Annotated in this window: 14 protein-coding genes and 3 tRNA genes; 8 read left to right on the top strand and 9 right to left on the bottom strand. The window is 72.4% G+C overall.

What is annotated here, in order from left to right:
* Positions 1-126: 126 nt before the first annotated feature.
* Complete coding sequence (locus tag ACE1OC_RS27725; RefSeq protein WP_407839295.1) at positions 127-1,275, top strand: RNA polymerase sigma factor; 1,149 nt, start codon at positions 127-129, stop codon at positions 1,273-1,275.
* Between the two features lie 52 nt (positions 1,276-1,327).
* Here ACE1OC_RS27725 and ACE1OC_RS27730 read toward each other — a convergent pair whose 3' ends face one another.
* Complete coding sequence (locus ACE1OC_RS27730; protein ID WP_407839296.1) at positions 1,328-3,253, bottom strand: ABC transporter ATP-binding protein; 1,926 nt, start codon at positions 3,251-3,253, stop codon at positions 1,328-1,330.
* A complete protein-coding gene (locus ACE1OC_RS27735; protein WP_407839297.1) occupies positions 3,250-4,983 on the bottom strand; it encodes an ABC transporter ATP-binding protein in 1,734 nt (577 codons plus the stop codon). Before ACE1OC_RS27735 ends, ACE1OC_RS27730 begins: the two co-directional genes overlap by 4 nt.
* A gap of 227 nt (positions 4,984-5,210) precedes the next feature.
* Between ACE1OC_RS27735 and ACE1OC_RS27740 the strand changes: the two genes are divergently transcribed.
* Positions 5,211-5,576: a hypothetical protein gene (locus tag ACE1OC_RS27740; RefSeq protein ID WP_389693034.1), complete on the top strand. Its 366-nt coding sequence runs from the start codon at positions 5,211-5,213 to the stop codon at positions 5,574-5,576.
* Positions 5,577-5,745: 169 nt separating this feature from the next.
* Here ACE1OC_RS27740 and ACE1OC_RS27745 read toward each other — a convergent pair whose 3' ends face one another.
* Positions 5,746-7,185, bottom strand: a complete 1,440-nt coding sequence (locus tag ACE1OC_RS27745) for an FGGY family carbohydrate kinase (RefSeq protein WP_407839298.1) — start codon at positions 7,183-7,185, stop codon at positions 5,746-5,748.
* 164 nt (positions 7,186-7,349) lie between these two features.
* Positions 7,350-7,658, bottom strand: a complete 309-nt coding sequence (locus tag ACE1OC_RS27750; RefSeq protein WP_407839299.1) for a YtxH domain-containing protein — start codon at positions 7,656-7,658, stop codon at positions 7,350-7,352.
* A 146-nt stretch (positions 7,659-7,804) separates the two neighbouring features.
* Between ACE1OC_RS27750 and ACE1OC_RS27755 the strand changes: the two genes are divergently transcribed.
* The 3 genes from ACE1OC_RS27755 (at position 7,805) to ACE1OC_RS27765 (ending at position 8,218) form a co-directional block, all read left to right on the top strand.
* Positions 7,805-7,877, top strand: a tRNA-Asn gene (locus tag ACE1OC_RS27755).
* A gap of 5 nt (positions 7,878-7,882) precedes the next feature.
* Positions 7,883-7,955: transfer RNA gene (locus tag ACE1OC_RS27760), tRNA-Asn, on the top strand.
* 189 nt (positions 7,956-8,144) lie between these two features.
* Positions 8,145-8,218 (top strand) — tRNA-Ile (locus tag ACE1OC_RS27765).
* Positions 8,219-8,329: 111 nt separating this feature from the next.
* Here the strand turns inward: ACE1OC_RS27765 and ACE1OC_RS27770 are convergent.
* On the bottom strand, positions 8,330-9,526 hold the full coding sequence (locus ACE1OC_RS27770; RefSeq protein ID WP_407839300.1) for a carboxylate-amine ligase: 1,197 nt from the start codon (positions 9,524-9,526) through the stop codon (positions 8,330-8,332).
* Positions 9,527-9,762: 236 nt separating this feature from the next.
* On the opposite strand from ACE1OC_RS27770, the gene ACE1OC_RS27775 reads away from it, so the two are divergent.
* Positions 9,763-11,034, top strand: a complete 1,272-nt coding sequence (locus ACE1OC_RS27775) for an MFS transporter (protein ID WP_407839301.1) — start codon at positions 9,763-9,765, stop codon at positions 11,032-11,034.
* Positions 11,035-11,458: 424 nt separating this feature from the next.
* On the opposite strand, the gene ACE1OC_RS27780 is transcribed toward ACE1OC_RS27775, so the two are convergent.
* Entirely contained in the window at positions 11,459-11,857 is a 399-nt protein-coding gene (locus tag ACE1OC_RS27780; protein WP_407839302.1) for a cupin domain-containing protein, read from the bottom strand.
* A gap of 48 nt (positions 11,858-11,905) precedes the next feature.
* On the opposite strand from ACE1OC_RS27780, the gene ACE1OC_RS27785 reads away from it, so the two are divergent.
* Together ACE1OC_RS27785 and ACE1OC_RS27790 are read left to right on the top strand one after the other, a co-directional pair.
* Positions 11,906-12,742: a helix-turn-helix domain-containing protein gene (locus tag ACE1OC_RS27785; protein WP_407839303.1), complete on the top strand. Its 837-nt coding sequence runs from the start codon at positions 11,906-11,908 to the stop codon at positions 12,740-12,742.
* Entirely contained in the window at positions 12,739-13,596 is an 858-nt protein-coding gene (locus ACE1OC_RS27790) for an esterase-like activity of phytase family protein (protein ID WP_407839304.1), read from the top strand. Before ACE1OC_RS27785 ends, ACE1OC_RS27790 begins: the two co-directional genes overlap by 4 nt.
* Positions 13,597-13,618: 22 nt before the next feature.
* On the opposite strand, the gene ACE1OC_RS27795 is transcribed toward ACE1OC_RS27790, so the two are convergent.
* The 3 genes from ACE1OC_RS27795 to ACE1OC_RS27805 form a co-directional block, all read right to left on the bottom strand.
* On the bottom strand, positions 13,619-14,974 hold the full coding sequence (locus ACE1OC_RS27795; protein ID WP_407839305.1) for a carboxyl transferase domain-containing protein: 1,356 nt from the start codon (positions 14,972-14,974) through the stop codon (positions 13,619-13,621).
* A gap of 285 nt (positions 14,975-15,259) precedes the next feature.
* Positions 15,260-16,855 (bottom strand): GAF domain-containing protein, encoded by a 1,596-nt coding sequence (locus tag ACE1OC_RS27800; protein ID WP_407839306.1) that lies wholly within the window; start codon positions 16,853-16,855, stop codon positions 15,260-15,262.
* Entirely contained in the window at positions 16,852-17,889 is a 1,038-nt protein-coding gene (locus ACE1OC_RS27805) for a rod shape-determining protein (RefSeq protein ID WP_407839307.1), read from the bottom strand. The genes ACE1OC_RS27800 and ACE1OC_RS27805 overlap by 4 nt, the downstream gene beginning before the upstream one ends.
* Between the last annotated feature and the right edge of the window lie 225 nt (positions 17,890-18,114).

Genomic DNA, 18,114 nt, shown 5'->3' on the forward strand with positions numbered 1-18,114 from the left:
ATCCTCTCGGACATGCGTCCGATCCGCATCGGGGTTCTGGTCCGGGGGTAACCATCGGTCACGCACCGGACCCAGAAAGTGGTCGCACGCCCCTCGTGGCAGCGATGTGTCGTACCCCACACTGAGGTGCGGTGCACCCGTCCTCGGAGCCCTGTGGAGGTCGCCCCCGTGCAGACCCAGAGCCTGACCGTCACCGTCAGCCCGCCCGCCGAAGTGCCCGCGGCCGAAGAGCCCGAGCCCGAGGCCGAGGCCGACGCCATGCACGAGGAGGAGGCCGACGAGGCTGCGGAGTTGGAGGGCCCGGAGCTGCTGGAGAAGGTGCCCCCGCCGCGCAAGCGCACGGCGGAGGGCTCCGGCGGAGCGGGACCGTCCGCCGACCTCTTCCGGCAGTACCTGCGCGAGATAGGCAGGATCCCGCTGCTCACCGCCGTCGAGGAGGTCGAGCTCGCGCGGCGCGTGGAAGCGGGCCTGTTCGCGGAGGAGAAGCTCGGCAGCGGAGCCCCGCTCGACCTGCAGCTCACGCTCGACCTCGACAAGCTCGTCGTCATGGGCCGCATGGCCAAACGGCGTCTCATCGAGTCGAACCTGAGGCTCGTCGTCTCCGTCGCCAAGCGCTACGTCGGCCGCGGCCTCACCATGCTCGACCTGGTCCAGGAGGGGAACCTCGGACTGATCCGCGCCGTCGAGAAGTTCGACTACGCCCGCGGCTACAAGTTCTCCACCTACGCCACCTGGTGGATCCGCCAGGCCATGTCCCGGGCGCTGGCCGACCAGGCCCGCACCATCCGGGTGCCCGTCCACGTCGTGGAGCTGATCAACCGCGTCGTGCGCGTCCAGCGCCGCATGCTCCAGGAGCGCGGGTACGAACCCACCGCCGAGGAGGTCGCCGTCCACCTGGAGCTGACCCCCGAGCGGGTCCTGGAGGTGCTGCGCCTGGCGCAGGAGCCGGTCTCGCTGCACGCCCCCGTGGGCGAGGAGGACGATGTCGCGCTCGGCGACCTCATCGAGGACGGGGACGCCGCCTCACCGGTCGAATCGGCCGCGTTCTTCCTGCTCCGCGAGCACCTGGAAGCGGTGCTCTCGACCCTCGGGGAGCGGGAGCGCAAGGTGGTCCAGCTGCGCTACGGGCTCGCCGACGGGCGGCCGCGCACCCTGGAGGAGATCGGCCGGATCTTCGGGGTGACCCGGGAACGGATCCGCCAGATCGAGTCCAAGACCCTCAACAAGCTCCGCGACCACGCCTTCGCGGACCAGCTGCGCGGCTATCTGGACTGACGGAAAAAGGGGCGCCCGGACGGACGCCCCTTTTCCGCACGGCCGTACCGGTCTAGTCGACCTCGGCCACCGCCTGCGCGAACTGCGCCGCGTACAGCCGCGCGTACGCGCCGCCCGAGAGCAACAGCTCCTCGTGCGTGCCCTGTTCCACGATCGAGCCGCTCTCCATCACCAGGATCAGGTCCGCGTCGCGGATCGTGGACAGCCGGTGCGCGATCACGAAGGACGTACGGCCGTGCGCGAGGCGGGCCATCGCCTTCTGGATGAGCACCTCGGTACGGGTGTCCACCGAGCTCGTCGCCTCGTCGAGCACCAGGATCACCGGGTCGGACAGGAACGCCCGCGCGATGGTGATCAGCTGCTTCTCGCCCGCGCTGACACCGGCGCCCTCGTCGTCCAGCACCGTGTCGTAGCCCTCGGGCAGGGTGCGGATGAACCGGTCGGCGTGGGCCGCCCGCGCGGCCTCCTCGACCTCGGCGCGCGTGACCTCGCGCGTGGCCCCGTAGGCGATGTTCTCCGCGAGGGTGCCGCCGAACAGCCAGGTGTCCTGGAGCACCATGCCGATGCCGCTGCGCAGTTCCTCGCGGGTCATCTTGGCGATGTCCACCCCGTCGAGGGCGATCTCCCCGCCCGTGACCTCGTAGAACCGCATCAGCAGGTTGACCAGCGTGGTCTTGCCGGCGCCGGTCGGGCCGACGATCGCGACCGTCTGACCCGGGTCGACGCTCAGCGAGAGGTTCTCGATCAGCGGCTTGTCCGGCTCGTAGCGGAAGGCGACCTTGTCGAAGGTGACCTGACCGCGCAGGTTCTCCGGACGCTCGGGGACCTCCGCGTCCGCCTCCTGCTCCGGCGCGTCCAGCAGCTCGTAGACCCGCTCCGCGGAGGCGACGCCGGACTGCACCAGGTTCGCCATGGAGGCGACCTGCGTCAGCGGCATCGAGAACTGGCGCGTGTACTGGATGAAGGCCTGGACGTCACCGATCGACAGGGTGCCCGAGGCCACCTTCAGACCGCCGACGACCGCGACGAGCACGTAGTTGATGTTCGAGATGAACAGCATCACCGGCTGCATGATCCCGCTGACCAGCTGCGCCTTGAAGGAGGCCCGGTACAGCGCCTCGTTCTGCTCGGCGAACAGGGCCGCGGACTCCTTCTGCCGGCCGAAGACCTTGACCAGGGTGTGGCCCGAGTACATCTCCTCGACGTGCGCGTTCAGGGCGCCCGTGGACTTCCACTGCGCCACGAACTGCGGCTGCGACTTCTTGCCGATCTTCGCGGCCACGTACGCGGACACCGGGATGGTCACCAGCGCGACCAGGGCCAGCACCCACGAGATCCAGAACATCATCGCCAGCACGCCGACGATCGTCAGGAGGGAGTTGAGCAGCTGACCCATCGTCTGCTGGATCGTCTGGCCGATGTTGTCGATGTCGTTCGTGGCCCGGCTGAGCACCTCGCCGCGCTTCTGCTGGTCGAAGTACGACAGCGGCAGCCGCGACAGCTTCGCCTGGAGCTCCTCGCGCATCCGGTACACGGTGCCGTTCATGATGTGGTTCGACAGCCGTGTGGCGACCAGCATCAGCAGACCGGCGACCGTGAAGACGGCCAGCGCCCACAGCGCCACCGCCCCGACCGCGCCGAAGTCGATGCCCTTGCCCGGGGTGAAGGCGGTGCCGGACAGCATGTCCGCCATCCCGCCCTCGCCCCTGGCGCGCAGAGCGTCCAGCGCCTGCTGCTTGGTGAGGCCCTTGTCGAAGTTCCGGCCGACGATCCCCGCGAACACGAGGTCGGTGGCCTCGCCGAGGATCTTCGGCCCGGTCACCGACGCGGCGACGCTGCCGACGACCGCGAGGATCATGCCCCACAGCTTGGCCCGGTCGCGCGCCAGCGCGCTCAGCAGCCGCTTGCCCGAGCCCTTGAAGTCCATGGACCGCGTGGTCGGCGGTCCCATCATCATCCGTCCTCCGGGCCCGCTCACGCCGCCTCCGCTTCCGTCAGCTGGGAGAGCACGATCTCCCGGTAGGTCTCATTGCCGGCCATCAGCTCGTGGTGGCGCCCCTCGCCCACCACCTGCCCCTCGTCGAGGACGATGATCCGGTCCGCGTCGCGGATCGTGGAGACCCGCTGGGCGACGATGACCACGGTGGCCTCCTCGGTCTCGCGGGCCAGCGCGGAGCGCAGCGCCGCGTCCGTGGCGTAGTCCAGGGCCGAGAAGGAGTCGTCGAACAGGTAGATCTCCGGGCGCTGTACGAGCGTGCGCGCGATCGCGAGCCGCTGGCGCTGGCCGCCGGAGACGTTGGTTCCGCCCTGGGTGATCGGCGCGGCGAGCCCGCCCTCCAGCTCGGACACGAAGCCCTTGGCCTGCGCGACCTCCAGCGCGTGCCAGAGCTCCTCGTCGGTGGCGTCGGGGCGCCCGTAGCGCAGGTTGCTGGCGACCGTCCCGGAGAAGAGGTACGGCTTCTGCGGCACCATGCCGACCGTCTTGGCGAGCAGGTCGGGGTCGAGGCGCCGTACGTCCTCGCCGTCGACGAGCACGTCGCCGCCGGTGGCGTCGAAGAGCCGGGGGATCAGCCCCAGCAGCGTGGACTTGCCGCTGCCGGTCGAGCCGATCACCGCGGTGGTCTCGCCGGGGCGGGCCACGAGGTCGACCCCGCGCAGCACGGGGGCCTCGGCGCCCGGGTAGCGGAAGTCGGCGCCGCGCAGTTCCAGGCGGCCGCGGTGGAGCAGCTTGCGGACCGGGTCGGCGGGCGGGATCACGCTGGAGTCGGTGTCCAGGACCTCCTGGACGCGCTCGGCACAGACCTCGGCGCGCGGCACCATCATGAACATGAAGGTGGCCATCATCACGGACATGACGATCTGCATCAGGTAGGCGAGGAAGGCCGTCAGCTGGCCGATCTCCATGCCGCCCGCGTCGATGCGCATCGCGCCGAACCAGACGACGGCGACGCTGGAGATGTTCACGACCACGATCACGGTCGGGAACATCAGCGCGAGCAGCTTGCCGGCCGCCAGCGAGACGCCGGTGAGGTCGGCGTTGGCCTCGCGGAAGCGCTCCTTCTCGTAGTCGTCGCGGATGAAGGCGCGGATCACCCGGTTGCCGGTGATCTGCTCGCGCAGGACCCGGTTGACCGTGTCCAGACGCGTCTGCATCGCACGGAACAGCGGGCGGGTCTTCAGCACGATCGCGCCGACCGACAGGCCGAGGACCGGGACCACGGCGAGCAGCACGCCCGAGAGCTTCACGTCCAGCGAGAGCGCCATGAAGATGCCGCCGACGCACATGATCGGCGCGGAGACCATCAGCGTGAAGGTCATCAGCACGAGCATCTGGATCTGCTGCACGTCGTTCGTCGTACGGGTGATCAGCGACGGGGCGCCGAAGTGGCCGAGCTCACGCGCGGAGAAGCTCTGCACGCGGTCGAAGACGCCGGCCCGGACGTCCCGGCCGAAGGCCGCGGCGGTACGGGCCCCGTAGTAGACGGCGCCGACGTTGCAGACGAGCTGGATCAGCGAGACGCCGAGCATCAGGGCGCCGAAACGCAGGATGTAGCCGGTGTCGCCGTTGACGACACCGTTGTCAATGATGTCGGCGTTCAGCGTGGGCAGGTAGAGGCTCGCGCTGGTCTGCAGCAGTTGCAGCAGGACCAGCACGGAGATCGGTTTCCGGTACGGGCCCAAGTGGGTCCGCAGAAGTCGTATGAGCACGCGCAGGCTCCGGTCGGCATGATCGAGGGGATTCACTCCATCTTCTGCCAACGGGAGGCCGGAACCCACCGGATTTCGTAAAGCCCGGTCAAAAGGAGTAGGCCGGGCCGGGGGCAGCTCCAAGTCCAGGGCCCGACCGCCTCCCCGGCGGCTGTGCGGACGGAGGGCATGGAGAGGAAGATGGAGCCGGAGGGGGAATCTCGGGACGGATCGGCCGTGGAGGAACCATGACGGCAGCCACACGGGAGCAGATCCCCGTCCTCTTCGAAGGCAACGGCGCGGAACTGCGCGTGCTGGAGCTCGGCGGAGGCTTCTCCGTCGCCTTCGGGCGCTTCGACAAGGGCGTCGACATGACCCCGGCGTTCAAGGGCCTGCCCGACGACCTGTGTCCGTGCCCGCACTACGCCTATGTGCTCAAGGGCCGGATCAAGATGCACACGAAGGACGGGGACAAGGTCTACTCGGCCGGGGAGGCCTGCTACTGGGCGCCCGGACACGCCCCGGTAGCCCTGGAGGACACCGAGTACCTCGACTTCTCACCGACGGAGGAATTCCAGGCGGTGGTCGAGCACGTGAAGGCGCAGCTGTCCTAGGGCCTGTCGTCAAACTCCCGTCTGCCGCGCGACGCCTGGCACGCGCTCTCGCCGCACCGGACGGAGCCAAGTACGTCCAGTGCGCGGGCTTCCGCCCGGCACGCCGAGAGCACGCACCAGACGCCGCGCGGCCGCCCTTCGGGCGACGACGGGATTTTGACGACAGGCCCTAGAACGCCCCCGGGTGGATCTGGTCCCGGGTCGCGACGTACTGCTGGCGCGCGCCCTGCCAGGCCGGGTACTCCTCGTCCGGCTCGAACAGCTGCGCCGCGGGCGCCGGCCACACCGGCGGGGTGTTCGAGGCCGCGCCGCCCTGCGCCAGGCCGAGCGCCCAGGCGGCCTGCCGGGCCGCGCCCAGGGCCGCGTAGTCCGCCGGCGCCGGTACGAGGACCTGCGTACCGAACAGTCCCGGAGCGAAGGCCTGTACGGCCGGCAGCTCGGCGGCCGCGCCGAGCAGGAACACCCGGCGGATCTCCACACCGCGGCTGCGCAGCACGTCGAGCGCGTCCACCAGCCCGCACAGCATGCCCTCGAAGGCGGCCCGCGCGAGGTGCTCGGGCTTCATGGAGTCCCGGCGCAGCCCCGACAGGGTTCCGGCGGTGTGCGGCAGGTTCGGCGTCCGCTCACCCTCCAGGTACGGCAGGAGTACGAGTCCGTGCGCGCCCGGGGTCGACTTCAGCGCGAGCTCGCTCAGCCCCTCCAGATCGGTGCCCAGCAGTTCGGCGGTGCCGCGCAGGGCCCGTACGGCGTTCAGCGTGTTCACCACCGGCAGGTGCAGCCCGGTGGCGTCGGCGAGGGAGGTGATCAGGCCGCCCGGCTCCGACAGCGCCTCGTGGTGCACCGCCATCACCGATCCGGACGCGCCCAGCGAGACCACGGCGTCGCCCGGTCCCATGCCGAGCCCGAGCGCGGCCGCCATGGTTTCCCCGGTGCCCGCGGAGATCAGCAGCCCCTCGGGCGTGGTCCCGGCGGCTTCGGCCGGGCCGAGCACCTCGGGCAGCAGCGCCCGGTGCCCCAGCGCGAGCTCGACCAGGTCGGGGCGGTAGGCGCCGGAGGCGGCCGACCAGTAGCCGGTGCCGGAGGCGCCGCCCCGGTCGGTGGTCCGCCGGGCCGGGCGGCCCAGCAGCTGCCACACCAGCCAGTCGTGCGGGGACATCAGGACGGCCACCCGCCGGGCCGCCTCCGGCTCGGTACGGGCCAGCCAGGCGAGCTTCGCGACGGGCTGCGCCGCGTGGGGGACGGAGCCGACGGCTTCGGCCCAGGCCTGGCGGCCGCCGAAGGCCTCGATCAGGTCGGCGGCGGCGGCCTGGCCGCGCTTGTCGTTGCCGATCAGGGCGGGACGGACGAGGCCGCCCTGCGCGTCCAGCGGCAGCAGCCCGTGCTGCTGCGCGGAGACCCCGATGGCCTGCACCCCTTCGAGGAGCCCGCCGCCGGCGGCCTCGCCGAGCGAGAGCAGCCAGGCCTGTGGATCGGTCTCGTGCGGCACCGCCTCGCCGGTGGGCTGCGGATGAGGGGCGTACCCCTGGCGCAGCACGGCGCCCGTCTCGGTGTCACAGACGACGATGCGTGTGAACGCGGAAGAGCTGTCCAGCCCGGCGACTATCCCCATGCGGAGAATTCTGCCGCACGCGGGGCGGTCTCGACCGCCCCGGAGTGCGCGGGACGGGCGCCGTCCCTTATGCGGAGCCCCGTGCGGGCGGCCGGAGGCGACCGGGCGGGAGGCCGGAGCGAGGGGTCCTCGCCCGAGGACCCCTCGCTCCGGCCCCGGGCCGGTCAGGTGTTGCTGGTGCCCCAGTCGTCCTCGGCCGCGCCATTGCCGCCGACCCGTGCCCGCAAGCCCCGTACGCGTCCGGCCAGGGCGTCCGGCACCGCGTCGCCCACCTTGTCGCTCACCGCGGCGAAGGCCTTGCCGGCGAACTCCCGGCTGGTCTGACCGGCGCTCTCGGCGGCGTTGCGGACCGCGGGGTTCTGCGCGAACTCGCGCGCGGACTTCTTCAACTGTTCATACCGCTCGCGTCCGGCCCGGGTTCCGAGCACGTACCCGAGGGCCAGCCCGACCGCGAACGTGACCTTGTACCGCATGCCTGTCACCCTTCGTCGTGTGGTGCCCGGCCCGCTGGCGATACCGATTGGCGGAGCACCCCCCTGCTTGCGCTAATCTATGACTCGCAACGGGCGCTCGCCCCCTGGCCAAGGCCGGAGGTGGGCTGTTCGGTGCAACGCAGCAATCCCCTGTAGCTCAATTGGCAGAGCAGCCGACTGTTAATCGGCAGGTTACTGGTTCGAGTCCAGTCGGGGGAGCGCGGTCCCCTGTAGCTCAATTGGCAGAGCAGCCGACTGTTAATCGGCAGGTTACTGGTTCGAGTCCAGTCGGGGGAGCAAGAAGGAATGAGGACCCCAGGTGGGTCCTTTTTCTTTTTTTCTGCCCTCCTCACGCAACCGGGCAGGGCCCGGCGCGGTCTCTCTGGGCAGGCGAAGCCGATCATGCGAGGCATCCGAGGCAGGAGATCGTATGAGCGGCTATGCTGCGGCAGACGGCGCGCACACATGTACGCGCCACGCCGTGAAGGGGCGGTAGCTCAGCCGGTTAGAGCAGCGGACTCATAATCCGTCGGCCGTGGGTTCGAGTCCCACCCGCCCCACTGCAAGCCGCAGGTGAAGAAACGATCTCGCCTGCGGCTTTGGCGTTTCCTGGGGCGGGGTCCGAAGTGGTCCGGCGGGCTTCGGTGCTCTGCTGCGGGCTTCCGCCGGTGTCAGGAGGCCTCCGTCTCGTCCACCAGGTGGCGCAAAACGTCCTTCAGGTCGCCGCGGCGGGCGAAGGCCGTGCGCTGGCGGTGGGCGCCCGAACCGTCGCGCAGGAGCCCGGCCATGGTTCTCGACGCGTGGTCGAGGTCGCCGGACGCGGCCAGTTCGGGGGCCACCAGGTCGAGCAGGGCCTCCGCCAGGTCCGCCGCCGGGAGTTCCACGCCCGTGTAAGGGTCCAGCCCGAAGCCTTCCAGGCCGTCGTGGGCCGCCCGCCAGCGCGCGAGGCGCAGTACGTCGTCCCGTACGGGCGGATCCGGCCGCTGCTCGGCGATCTCGCGCAGGGCCGTCGCGACGAGGGCGCGGGCCAGTTCGGCCTGGAGGATGGCCGAGTCGATGTCCGGGGACATGTCCGGGGCCCGGAGTTCGAGCGTCGGCCAGTTCCCCGAGGGCCGGAGGTCCCAGTAGACCATCTTGGTGTCGAGGGCCGCCCCGGAGCCGAGCAGGGTCTGCACGGAGCGCCGGAAGTGGGCCGTCGAGGTGTGGTGCGGGGGCAGGCCCGCCGAGGGCCAGCCCGCCCAGGCCATCGCCCGCCAGCTGGCGTGACCGGTGTCACGGCCGCCCCAGAAGGGGGAGTTGGCCGCCAGTGCGATCAGCGTGGGCAGCCAGGGCCGGATCCGGTTGGAGACGGCCACCGCCGTGTCCACGTCGAGGGTGCCGATGTGGACGTGCCGGCCGCAGCTGACGAGGGTGTCGGTGAGCGCGCCGAAACGCCGGGCCTGCTCGCGCTGGCGCGGCTCGTCGTCGGTCAGGTGGAGGGGGCCCTCCAGGGCGACCACCGGCGAGGGCGCGGCCAGCAGCCGGCAGCCGTGGGCGCGGGCGGCCCGCGCGAGGGTGCGCCGCAAGCCGGCGAGCTCGCTGCGCAGGATCGCGGCCGAGTCGGCGACGGGGGTGGAGATCTCCACCTGGTAGCGGGTGCCCTCGGGGTGCAGTTCGTGGGGGAGTCCCGCGGCGGTGGACAGGACGAGCGGGGCGGCCGGGACCACCCGCAGGGTGCGGGCGTCGACGAGGAGGAATTCCTCCTCGACCCCCAGGGTGAGGGGGAAGACCGGACCGGTCGCGCGCGGTCCCTGCGTCTTCGGCCCCGTCGTCGTGGTGCCCGTGGTCGTGGTGCCGGTGCTCGTGGTGCTGGTGCCAGGTTCGATCACTGCGCCTCCCTGGACATACGAGTCTTTTCATCATGAGCTGAACTCCAGGCGAGGAGCGCACGTCTATTCGGTCAAATGTCCGGTGATAGTGGCGAGTTAGCGGCAAGGAATGCGCCGCGGCGGGGCTCGGGTTCCGGGTGGGGTGAGTGGTGCCCGTGCGGAAAATGCGGAGCCCGCTCGACCGGACTTCGACCGGGGACGGCCGGGGCCCGAGCAGGGGCGGCTTATCATCCGATGTGACTCGTACGACGGCTCCACCCCCGTCCACCCGCCCCCGGCGCCGCATATGGGCCGACCCCACCCCGCTGAAGACCTCTCCGGACTTCCGCCGGCTGTGGTTCGGCGGAACCGTCTCCTCGCTCGGCCAGGCGATGACCGCCCTGGCCATCTCGCTCCAGGTCTACGAGATCACCGGCTCCAGCTTCTCCGTCGGACTCGTCGGGCTCTGCTCGCTCGTCCCGCTGGTCACCTTCGGGCTCTACGGCGGGGCCGTCGCCGACACCGTCGACCGGCGCAAGCTCGGCCTCGTCAGTGCGCTCGGCCTGGCCGCGCTCTCCATCGCCCTGGCCGGAGCCGCACTCCTGGACTACCACCGGGTCTGGCTGCTGTACTCCATCGTCGCGCTCCAGTCCGTCTGCGGGGCCCTCAACGGCCCCGCCCGGTCCGCGATGATCCCGCGGCTGCTGCCCGCGGAGCAGCTGCCCGCCGCCAACGCGCTGAACTCCATGACGTGGACCTTCGGGATGACCGCCGGCCCGGCGCTGGGCGGGGTCATCGTCGGCTGGTGGGGCTACCAGGCCGCCTACCTGATCGACGCCCTCACCTTCGTCGCCGCCCTCTACGCGATGTGGCGGCTGCCGACGATGAAGCCCGAGGGGGCGGGCGGCCGCACCGGGCGGGCCTCCGTGCTCGACGGTCTGCGCTTCCTGGGGACGCGGCCGAACATCCGGATGACCTTCTTCTCCGACATGGCCGCCATGGTGCTGGCCCAGCCGAAGGCGCTGTTCCCGGCCGTCGCCGTGCTCTGGTACGGCGGCGACGCCAAGACGGTCGGGCTGCTCGTGGCCGCCCCGGCCGTCGGGGCGCTGCTCGGGGGGCTGCTCTCCGGCTGGCAGGGGCGGATCCGACGGCACGGGGCGGCGATCCTGCTCTCCGTCGCCGCCTGGGGGCTGGCCATCGCCGTGTTCGGGCTGACCCGGGACCTCTGGCTCGGGCTGGTCTTCCTGGCCCTGGCCGGATGCGCCGACAGCATCTCGATGGTGTTCCGCACCACCATGATGCAGGCCGCGACCCCGGACGACATGCGGGGCCGTCTGCAGGGCGTCTTCATCGTGGTCGTCGCCGGCGGGCCCCGGCTCGGGGACTTCCTCGCCGGGGCCACCGCCGAGCTCACCTCCCCGACCGTCGCGATCACGGGCGGCGGGCTCGGCTGCGTCCTCGTTCTGGCGCTGCTGGCCGCGCGGTGGCGGGGCTTCGCCCGGTACGACGCGCGAACGCCGCAGGCCTGAGGGGCACGGGCGGGCGCGGTGGGGGCTCGGGCACGGGCCCGGCGGAGGAGCTGCCACAACCAGCCCAGAGCCTGGCCGACGGCGAAGGGGACCGGGACCGGGACCGGCACGGCCATGCCGAGCCATCGGTGAGGTCGCCAGCCCTCTTGCCGTGGCATGAGGACGTCCACCACCAGAATCAGCCCCGGGACGACCAGGCCACCGAGTGTGCCGATCGACATCAGGGGGAATGCAGGTTCGTCCGCTTGCGGATCGCCGCTCGCGGCACTGATCAGGAGATTCGCAAGCGCCGGCGCCCATAGGCGACTGCCGGGCGCCCCTTGCCGTTGGTGCCTTCCTCGGAAGCGCGCACGGCCCACGCCTCCCGCGTGTCCCGTGAGAGACGCCCCTGCGGGCCCTCGTGGTTCCGTCGCCGCGCCGACCCCTACGCGTCCACCGGCTCGCGGGTGCGGTCGCTGACCTCCCCACCGGTGTTGACGGTGCCGGCGGGCTCGAACATCAGGATCGCCGTCTCCCCGTCGGCCTGCGGGCAGTGCTCCACCCCGCGCGGGACCACGTAGATCTCACCGGGGTTCAGTACGACGTCCCCGGCGCGCAGCCGGATCGTCAGGGTGCCGCTGACGACGAGGAAGAGCTCGTCGGTGTCCTCGTGGGTGTGCCAGATGAACTCGCCCTGGATCTTGGCGATCTTGACCTCGTAGTCGTTGACCCGGGCGATCCGGTGCGGGGCCCACTGCTCGGTGAAACCGGTCAGCTTCTCCGCGATGTTCACCACGGCCGCCGCCGGGCGGGCGTTCTCGTGCGTGCTCTCGGGTGTCGTCATGCGGACAGGCTGCCGGGGTGCGGGCCGACGGTCTTGTACGTTCCTGACATGTCAGCTGCGATACGTCCGCACAGCACGGTCTCGGCCTGGCAGCCGCCGGTGCCGGGCATCGCCGAGGTGTTCCACGCCCGGTTCACCGATCACGCCTACCCCGCGCACGTCCACGACACGTGGACGCTGATGATCCTCGACGGCGGCCGCGTCGACTTCGGGCTCGACCGCGAACGGCACGGAGTGGGCGGCTCGGACACGGTGGCCCTGCTGCCGCCCGGGGTGGTGCACGACGGGCGGACCGTCACCGAGGCGGGCTTCCGCAAGCGGGTGCTGTACCTCGACGCGTCCGTGCTCCCGGAGTCGCTGACCGGGGCCGCCGTGGACGCGCCGCTGCTGCTCGACGCCGCCCTGCGGGACCGGGTGCACGGACTGCACCGCGCGCTGGGCGTCCGGGAGTTGCCGGCCGGTGCGGTCGAGCGCCTGGAGGCGCAGTCGCGGCTCGCCTTCGTCCAGGAGCGGCTGCGCACGTGGCTGGAGGGGCGCCCGGTGGTCCCGTACGGGGCTCCGGGCCCGGATACGGCCGTACGACTGCGCGAGCTCCTCGACGCGCGGGTCCTCGGCGGGATCACCTTGGAGGAGGCTTCCGCGCTTCTGGGACACGCCCATCCCACCCACCTGATCCGCAGCTTCCGGCAGGCGTTCGGGCTCCCTCCGCACGCCTACCTCACCGGGCTGCGGGTCGCGAAGGCGCGGCGACTGCTGCTGGCGGGGATGCGGCCGGCCGAGGCCGCGGTGGCGGCGGGCTTCTACGACCAGGCGCACCTGACGCGGCACTTCGGGCGGCACGTGGGGATCAGTCCGGCGCGGTTCGCCCGATCCGGACGGATGTGAAGGGAAGTTGGCGGGTTCATTGCCGTCGCGTTGCCGGGGCTTCCAAGCTGGTCGGCGGGCTCTCCGGACTCGCGGTGGACCGGGACGGCACGGTCGCCGCGATCTCCGACAAGTCGGCCCTGTACAGGCTGAACGTGGGCCGCGGCGACACCCCGACGGCGACGGCCGCCGCGCGGCTGGCGCTGACCGACGGCGCGGGCAAGGCCCTCGACTCCGAGGGGATCGTCGTCGACCGCGACGGCACCTACCTGGTGACGGACGAGAACGCTCCGGCGATCCGGCGGTACTCCCGCACCGGTGAGGTACTGGGCTCGCTGCCGATCCCCGGCGGCTTCAAGCTCGCGCCCGAGGGCCGGGCCACCGTGAACCAGACCTTCGAGTCCCTGACCCTGCTGCCCGGCGGACACACCCTCGTCGCCGGCGTCGAGGGAGTGCTGGCCGGCGACGGCAAGGACGCGCAGGGGCGGACCCTCCAGCGGATCCAGACCTGGGAACGCCGGGGCCGGGACGGCGAGTTCGTCCTCGGGCGGCAGTACGCGTACCCGGTGGACGCCGGACACGGGCTGGTGGAACTCGCGCCGACGCGCGACGGCCGGCTGATCGTGCTGGAGCGCGGCTTCACGCAGCAGTTCAAGATCACGGTGCGGCTGTACGTCGCCGACCCGCTGGGCGCCACCGACACCTCGAAGGTGGCGGCGCTGGAGGAGGGGCCGGGACTGCGGACCGCGCGCAAGACGCCGATCGGCGACCTCGACGGTTGCCCGACGCTGGGCGCGCCGTCCAGGCTGCCGCAGAACCACCCGCTGGTCGACAACGTCGAGGGCATGGTGGTCACGGATGACGACAGGCCCTAGGGGGCGTCCGCGAAGTCCCGCCTCAGCGCGGCCCCTCCTTCGCGGGGGAGACGATGCCGCGGGCGACCCCCAGGGCGACCAGGTCCTGGGGGCGGACGCGCAGTTGGTCCGCCGTCGCCGGCGCCGACTCCGCGGGGCGCTTGAGGATGGCCGCCGCCAGTTCGGGGGCGATCACCGAGAAGTAGCTGTCCGGGGTGACCCAGGTGTTGCCGTGCGCCGCCAGGGCGAGGGCGCCGCCCGAGCCGCCCTCGCCGATGAGCAGGGTGGTGACGGGGACCGCGGCCGAGGCGAGCGCCGCGAAGGCGTCGGCGATGGCCGCGCCCGCGCCCGCGTGCTCGGCGGCGGCGTCGTTGGCCGCGCCGGGGGTGTCCACGAGGGTGAGCACCGGGATCCCGAGCCGGTCCGCGAGCCGGACGACGCGGGCCGCCGTACGGTACCCGGCCGGGCGGGTGGCCGTGCCGCACTGGGCGGCGTAGGCCACGGCCCGGCCCTCCCGGAGCCCGAACCCGCACAGCATCCCGGGGTCGGTGCCGCCCGCCCGGTCGCCGGAGAGGTGGAGGCGGAGCTCGAAGTAGGAGTCCAGGTACTGCTCCGCGCGCGGCCGCCCGGGGTGACGGGCCTGCCGGACGGCGTCCCATCCCGTGGCCGGCAGCTCTACGTCGGCCAGCGCGGCGGGGGGTTCCACGGGCTCGGCGGAGCGCGGCGCGGCCAGTACCCGGAGCCAGGCCGCCAGGGTCGCGGGGAGCTGGAGGGCGGGGACGAGGGCGTCCACGTGCCCGGCAGCGTACTGCCCCTCGGCGGTGTAGGCGGCCGGATCCGCGTCCGGCGGCCGCACCCGGGACCCGGCGAACCCGACCTGCGCCCCGGGCAGCGCGAGGATCACGTCGGCCCCCGCCCCGAGGGTGGCCCAGCCGCCGCCGGTCGTGGGGTCGCGCAGCACGGCGATCTGCGGGAGGCCTGCGGCGCGGGTGAGGGCGGACTGGCGGGCCACGCGCTGCAGTTGGGTCAGCGCGAGCATGCCCTCCTGCATGCGGGAGCCGCCGGTGGCGATGAGGGAGACCAGGGGGAGGCGGTGGGTGCGGGCGTGGGTGTAGGCCGCTTCCAGCCGGTCGCCGGTGCGGTGGCCGAGGGAGCCGCCGAGGAAGCCGAACTCGAAGGCGATCACGGTGGCTTCGCGGCCGCCGATGCGGGCGGTGCCGGTGACGACGGACTCGTCCTCGCCGGTCCGCGCGGTGGCGCGGGCGCGGGAGTCGTCGTAGCCGGCCCAGCCGAGGGGGCCGTCGGGGGCGGAGTCCCCGGGCGGGGCGGGGAGTTCGGTGAAGCTACCGGGGTCGGTGGCTGAGGCGATGGCGGCGCGGGCCGAGGGGCGGGTCGTCACGCCGCCAGCGTACGGGGCGCGGACTGGTGTGCGGCTCGCGTGCCGCGGGCTGGGTGGGCCGGCCCTGTGGGGCGGGGTCCCCTACCCGCCCTTCCACCGTTCCCCGGTGCTCCGCCCCGGACCCCGCTCCTCAAACGCCGGAGGGGGCTGGATCTTCGCCGGCGTTCGAGGCGCGGGGTCTGGGGCGGAGCCCCAGGAGGGGTCCGGGCGCAGCCCGGGGAACGGGCGAAGGGCGGGTCGGGGACTTCGCCCCGCAGGGCGCAACCCGCACCCGCCCGCGCAGCGTCAGAGCGGGGCTTCCCAGGTCAGGGTGGTGCCTCGGGTGCCCGATTCCGTGCGGCCGTCATCGGAGACGGTGAGGCGGACCCGGGCGGGGACCGCGTCGACCTCGACCTCGATGGAGGTGACCTCCGCGCGCCGGTGCGCCGCGGCCAGCGCGCCGCGCAGGGCGGCGAGGAGGTCGCCCGCGACCGGGTCCGGGAGCAGCGCGTCCACCGTCCCCGCGAAGTGCACCGACGGCTGGAAGCCCAGCAGGACCGCCGCCCCGCCGGTCTCCCGCAGGACCCGGCCCCGGAAGGTGGTCGGGGCGTCCGTCGGCGGTTGCTGGAGGGCGAAGATGGCCGTGCGGACCTCCTGGATCGTGGAGTCGAGCTCGTCCACAGCGCGGCCCAGTTCCTCGCCGACGTTGTCTCCGGCGGGCGACTTGGAGGAGCGCCGCCGGGTGCTCTCCAGCATCATCTCGGTCGCGAACAGCCGCTGGACCACCAGGTCGTGGAGGTCGCGGGCGATGCGGTCCCGGTCCTCGTAGACGGCCAGCTGCTCGCGGTCGTGCTGCGCGTCCGCCAGGACCAGGGCCAGGGCGGCCTGGGAGGCGAACTGCGAGGCCAGCAGCCGGTCGACCGCGTCGTAGGCGGGGCCGCCGCGGACCCGCGGCAGGGCGAGCGTGCCGATGAGCTGGCCGCCGCTCTGGAGGGGCAGCATCATGCTGGGGCCGAAGCGCTCCCGTACGTGGGTGGTCATCCGGGGGTCCGTCGCCGAGTCCTCTATGAACACCGGCTCCCCGCCCAGGAGCTGTTCCAGGACCGCCGAGCCCGGGGCGATGGCCGTGCCCACCAGGTCTCCGGGGTCCCCGTGCGTGGATGCGGCCACGATCTCCATGCCGCCCTCGGGGGTCGGCTGGAGGACGACCCCGGCCGCGGCGTCGGCCAGCAGCCTGGCTCGTTCGGCCACGCACATCAGCGCGTCCGCGGCCGGCCGGCCCGCCAGCAGGGTGGTGGTCACGGCGGCGGCGCCCTCGATCCAGCGCTCCCGGCGGCGCGCGGTCTCGTACAGCCGGGCGTTGCCGATCGCTATCCCCGCCTGCGAGGCCAGGACGCGCACCAGCGCGAGGTCCTCGTCCGTGAACGGGCCGCCGCCCTGCTTGTCGGTGAGGTAGAGGTTGCCGAAGACCTCGGTGTGGACCCGGATGGGGACGCCGAGGAAGCCCTTCATCGGGGGGTGTCCCGGCGGGAAGCCCGCCGCGCGGGGGTCCTGGCCGAGGTCCTCCAGCACGAGCGGGCGCGGGTCGGTGATCAGGGCGCCGAGCAGGCCGGAACGGCCGTCCGGCAGGTGGGGGATCGCGGCCTTCTCGGCCTCGGTCATGCCGGAGGTGAACAGCTCGGTCAGCCGGGCGCGCTCGGGGTCGACGACCCCGAGCGCTCCGTAGCGTGCCGCGCACAGTTCGGTCGCCGAATCCACGATGTGCTGGAGGGTGGTCCGCAGTTCGAGTTCGGAGCCGACGCTGAGGACCGCCTCCAGGAGGACGGGCAGGCTCGCGGCCTGGCGGGCGGCGACGCCCGTCCCGTCCCCGGGTGGCGGAGTGGAGGACTCGGCGTGCGTCATTCGGCCAGGGGGTTCAGAACCATGGGGGCGATCTTCCCTTCGAGCATCATGCCGAGGCCCAGTACCGCGCAGACGTCCGGACGTTCTGCGATGGCCACGGGCATTCCGGTGGCATCGCGCAGCATCTGGTCCAGGCCCGGCAGCAGGGCGCTGCCACCCACCATCATGATCCCTCGGTCGGTCAGATCGGCCACCAGGTCCGGCGGGCAGTCGCGCAGCACCTTGCCGATGCCGTCGAGCACGGCGGTCAGCGGGGTGTGGATGGCGTCCCGGACGGCCGCGGTGTCCACGTGGACGGAGCGGGCGAGACCGGTGGCCACGTCGCGGCCGTGGATGAGGGTGGAGGTCGGTCCGCCGGCGGTGATGCCGTTGCCGTGCAGGGCCAGTTGCAGCGGGCGGACGGCCTGGCTGGGCAGCATCAGCTCGTGCGCGTGGCGCAGGTGCTGGACGACGGCGTGGTCGATGGCCTCGCCGCCGACCGGGATCCGTACGGCGGTGACGATGGAGCCGAGGGAGAGGACGGCGACCTGGGTGGCGGCGGCCCCGCACACCATGATCATCGTCGCGGTCGGCTGCTCCACGGGCAGTCCGCAGCCGACGGCCGCCGCGATCAGGGTGTCGACGAGTTCGACGCGCCGGGCGCCGAGCCCGACCATCGTCTCCACCGCCGCGCGCTGGGCGAGCGGGTCGGCATCGTGCGGGGTGCAGGCGGCGGCCCGCAGCCGGGGCTTGCGGCGCAGGGCGCGCCGCAGCTTCTCGCCGAGGAGGTGGCGCAGCATGCGCTGGGCCATCTCGATGTCCACGACGGTGCCGCCGGAGACGGGGCGGACGACCCTGATGTAGTCGGGCGTGCGGCCGGTCATCCGCTCGGCGAAGGTGCCGACGGCGATGAGTGCGCCGGTCCGCGTGTTCACTGCGGCGACGCTGGGCTCGTCCACGACCAGGCCGACGCCCTTGACGTAGACGCGGGTCCTGGCCGCTCCGAGGTCGACGGCCACGTGGCAGCGGCGCAACTGCTCAAGACTGACGGTCACGGCAGATCCTCCCGAGAGCGCTGACGCAAGAAGACCGGCGGGTGCCGGTCACACTTCGTATCTTCTCGGGTGAATTACCCGTATTGCCCGATTTGATGCTCCGGGTGGGGGGTGTCTTGAGATACGGAAGGGTCACGAGGGGTGCCGGTGAGTGCTGCACGGGGGTGGAATTCTGCGACGCCAGGCGCGACCATGCCCGCACCGATCGTGCTACTCGTGCGTAAC

This window comes from Streptomyces stoeckheimensis (genome assembly GCF_045822005.1).
Taxonomy (GTDB): Bacteria; Actinomycetota; Actinomycetes; order Streptomycetales; family Streptomycetaceae; genus Streptomyces; species Streptomyces stoeckheimensis.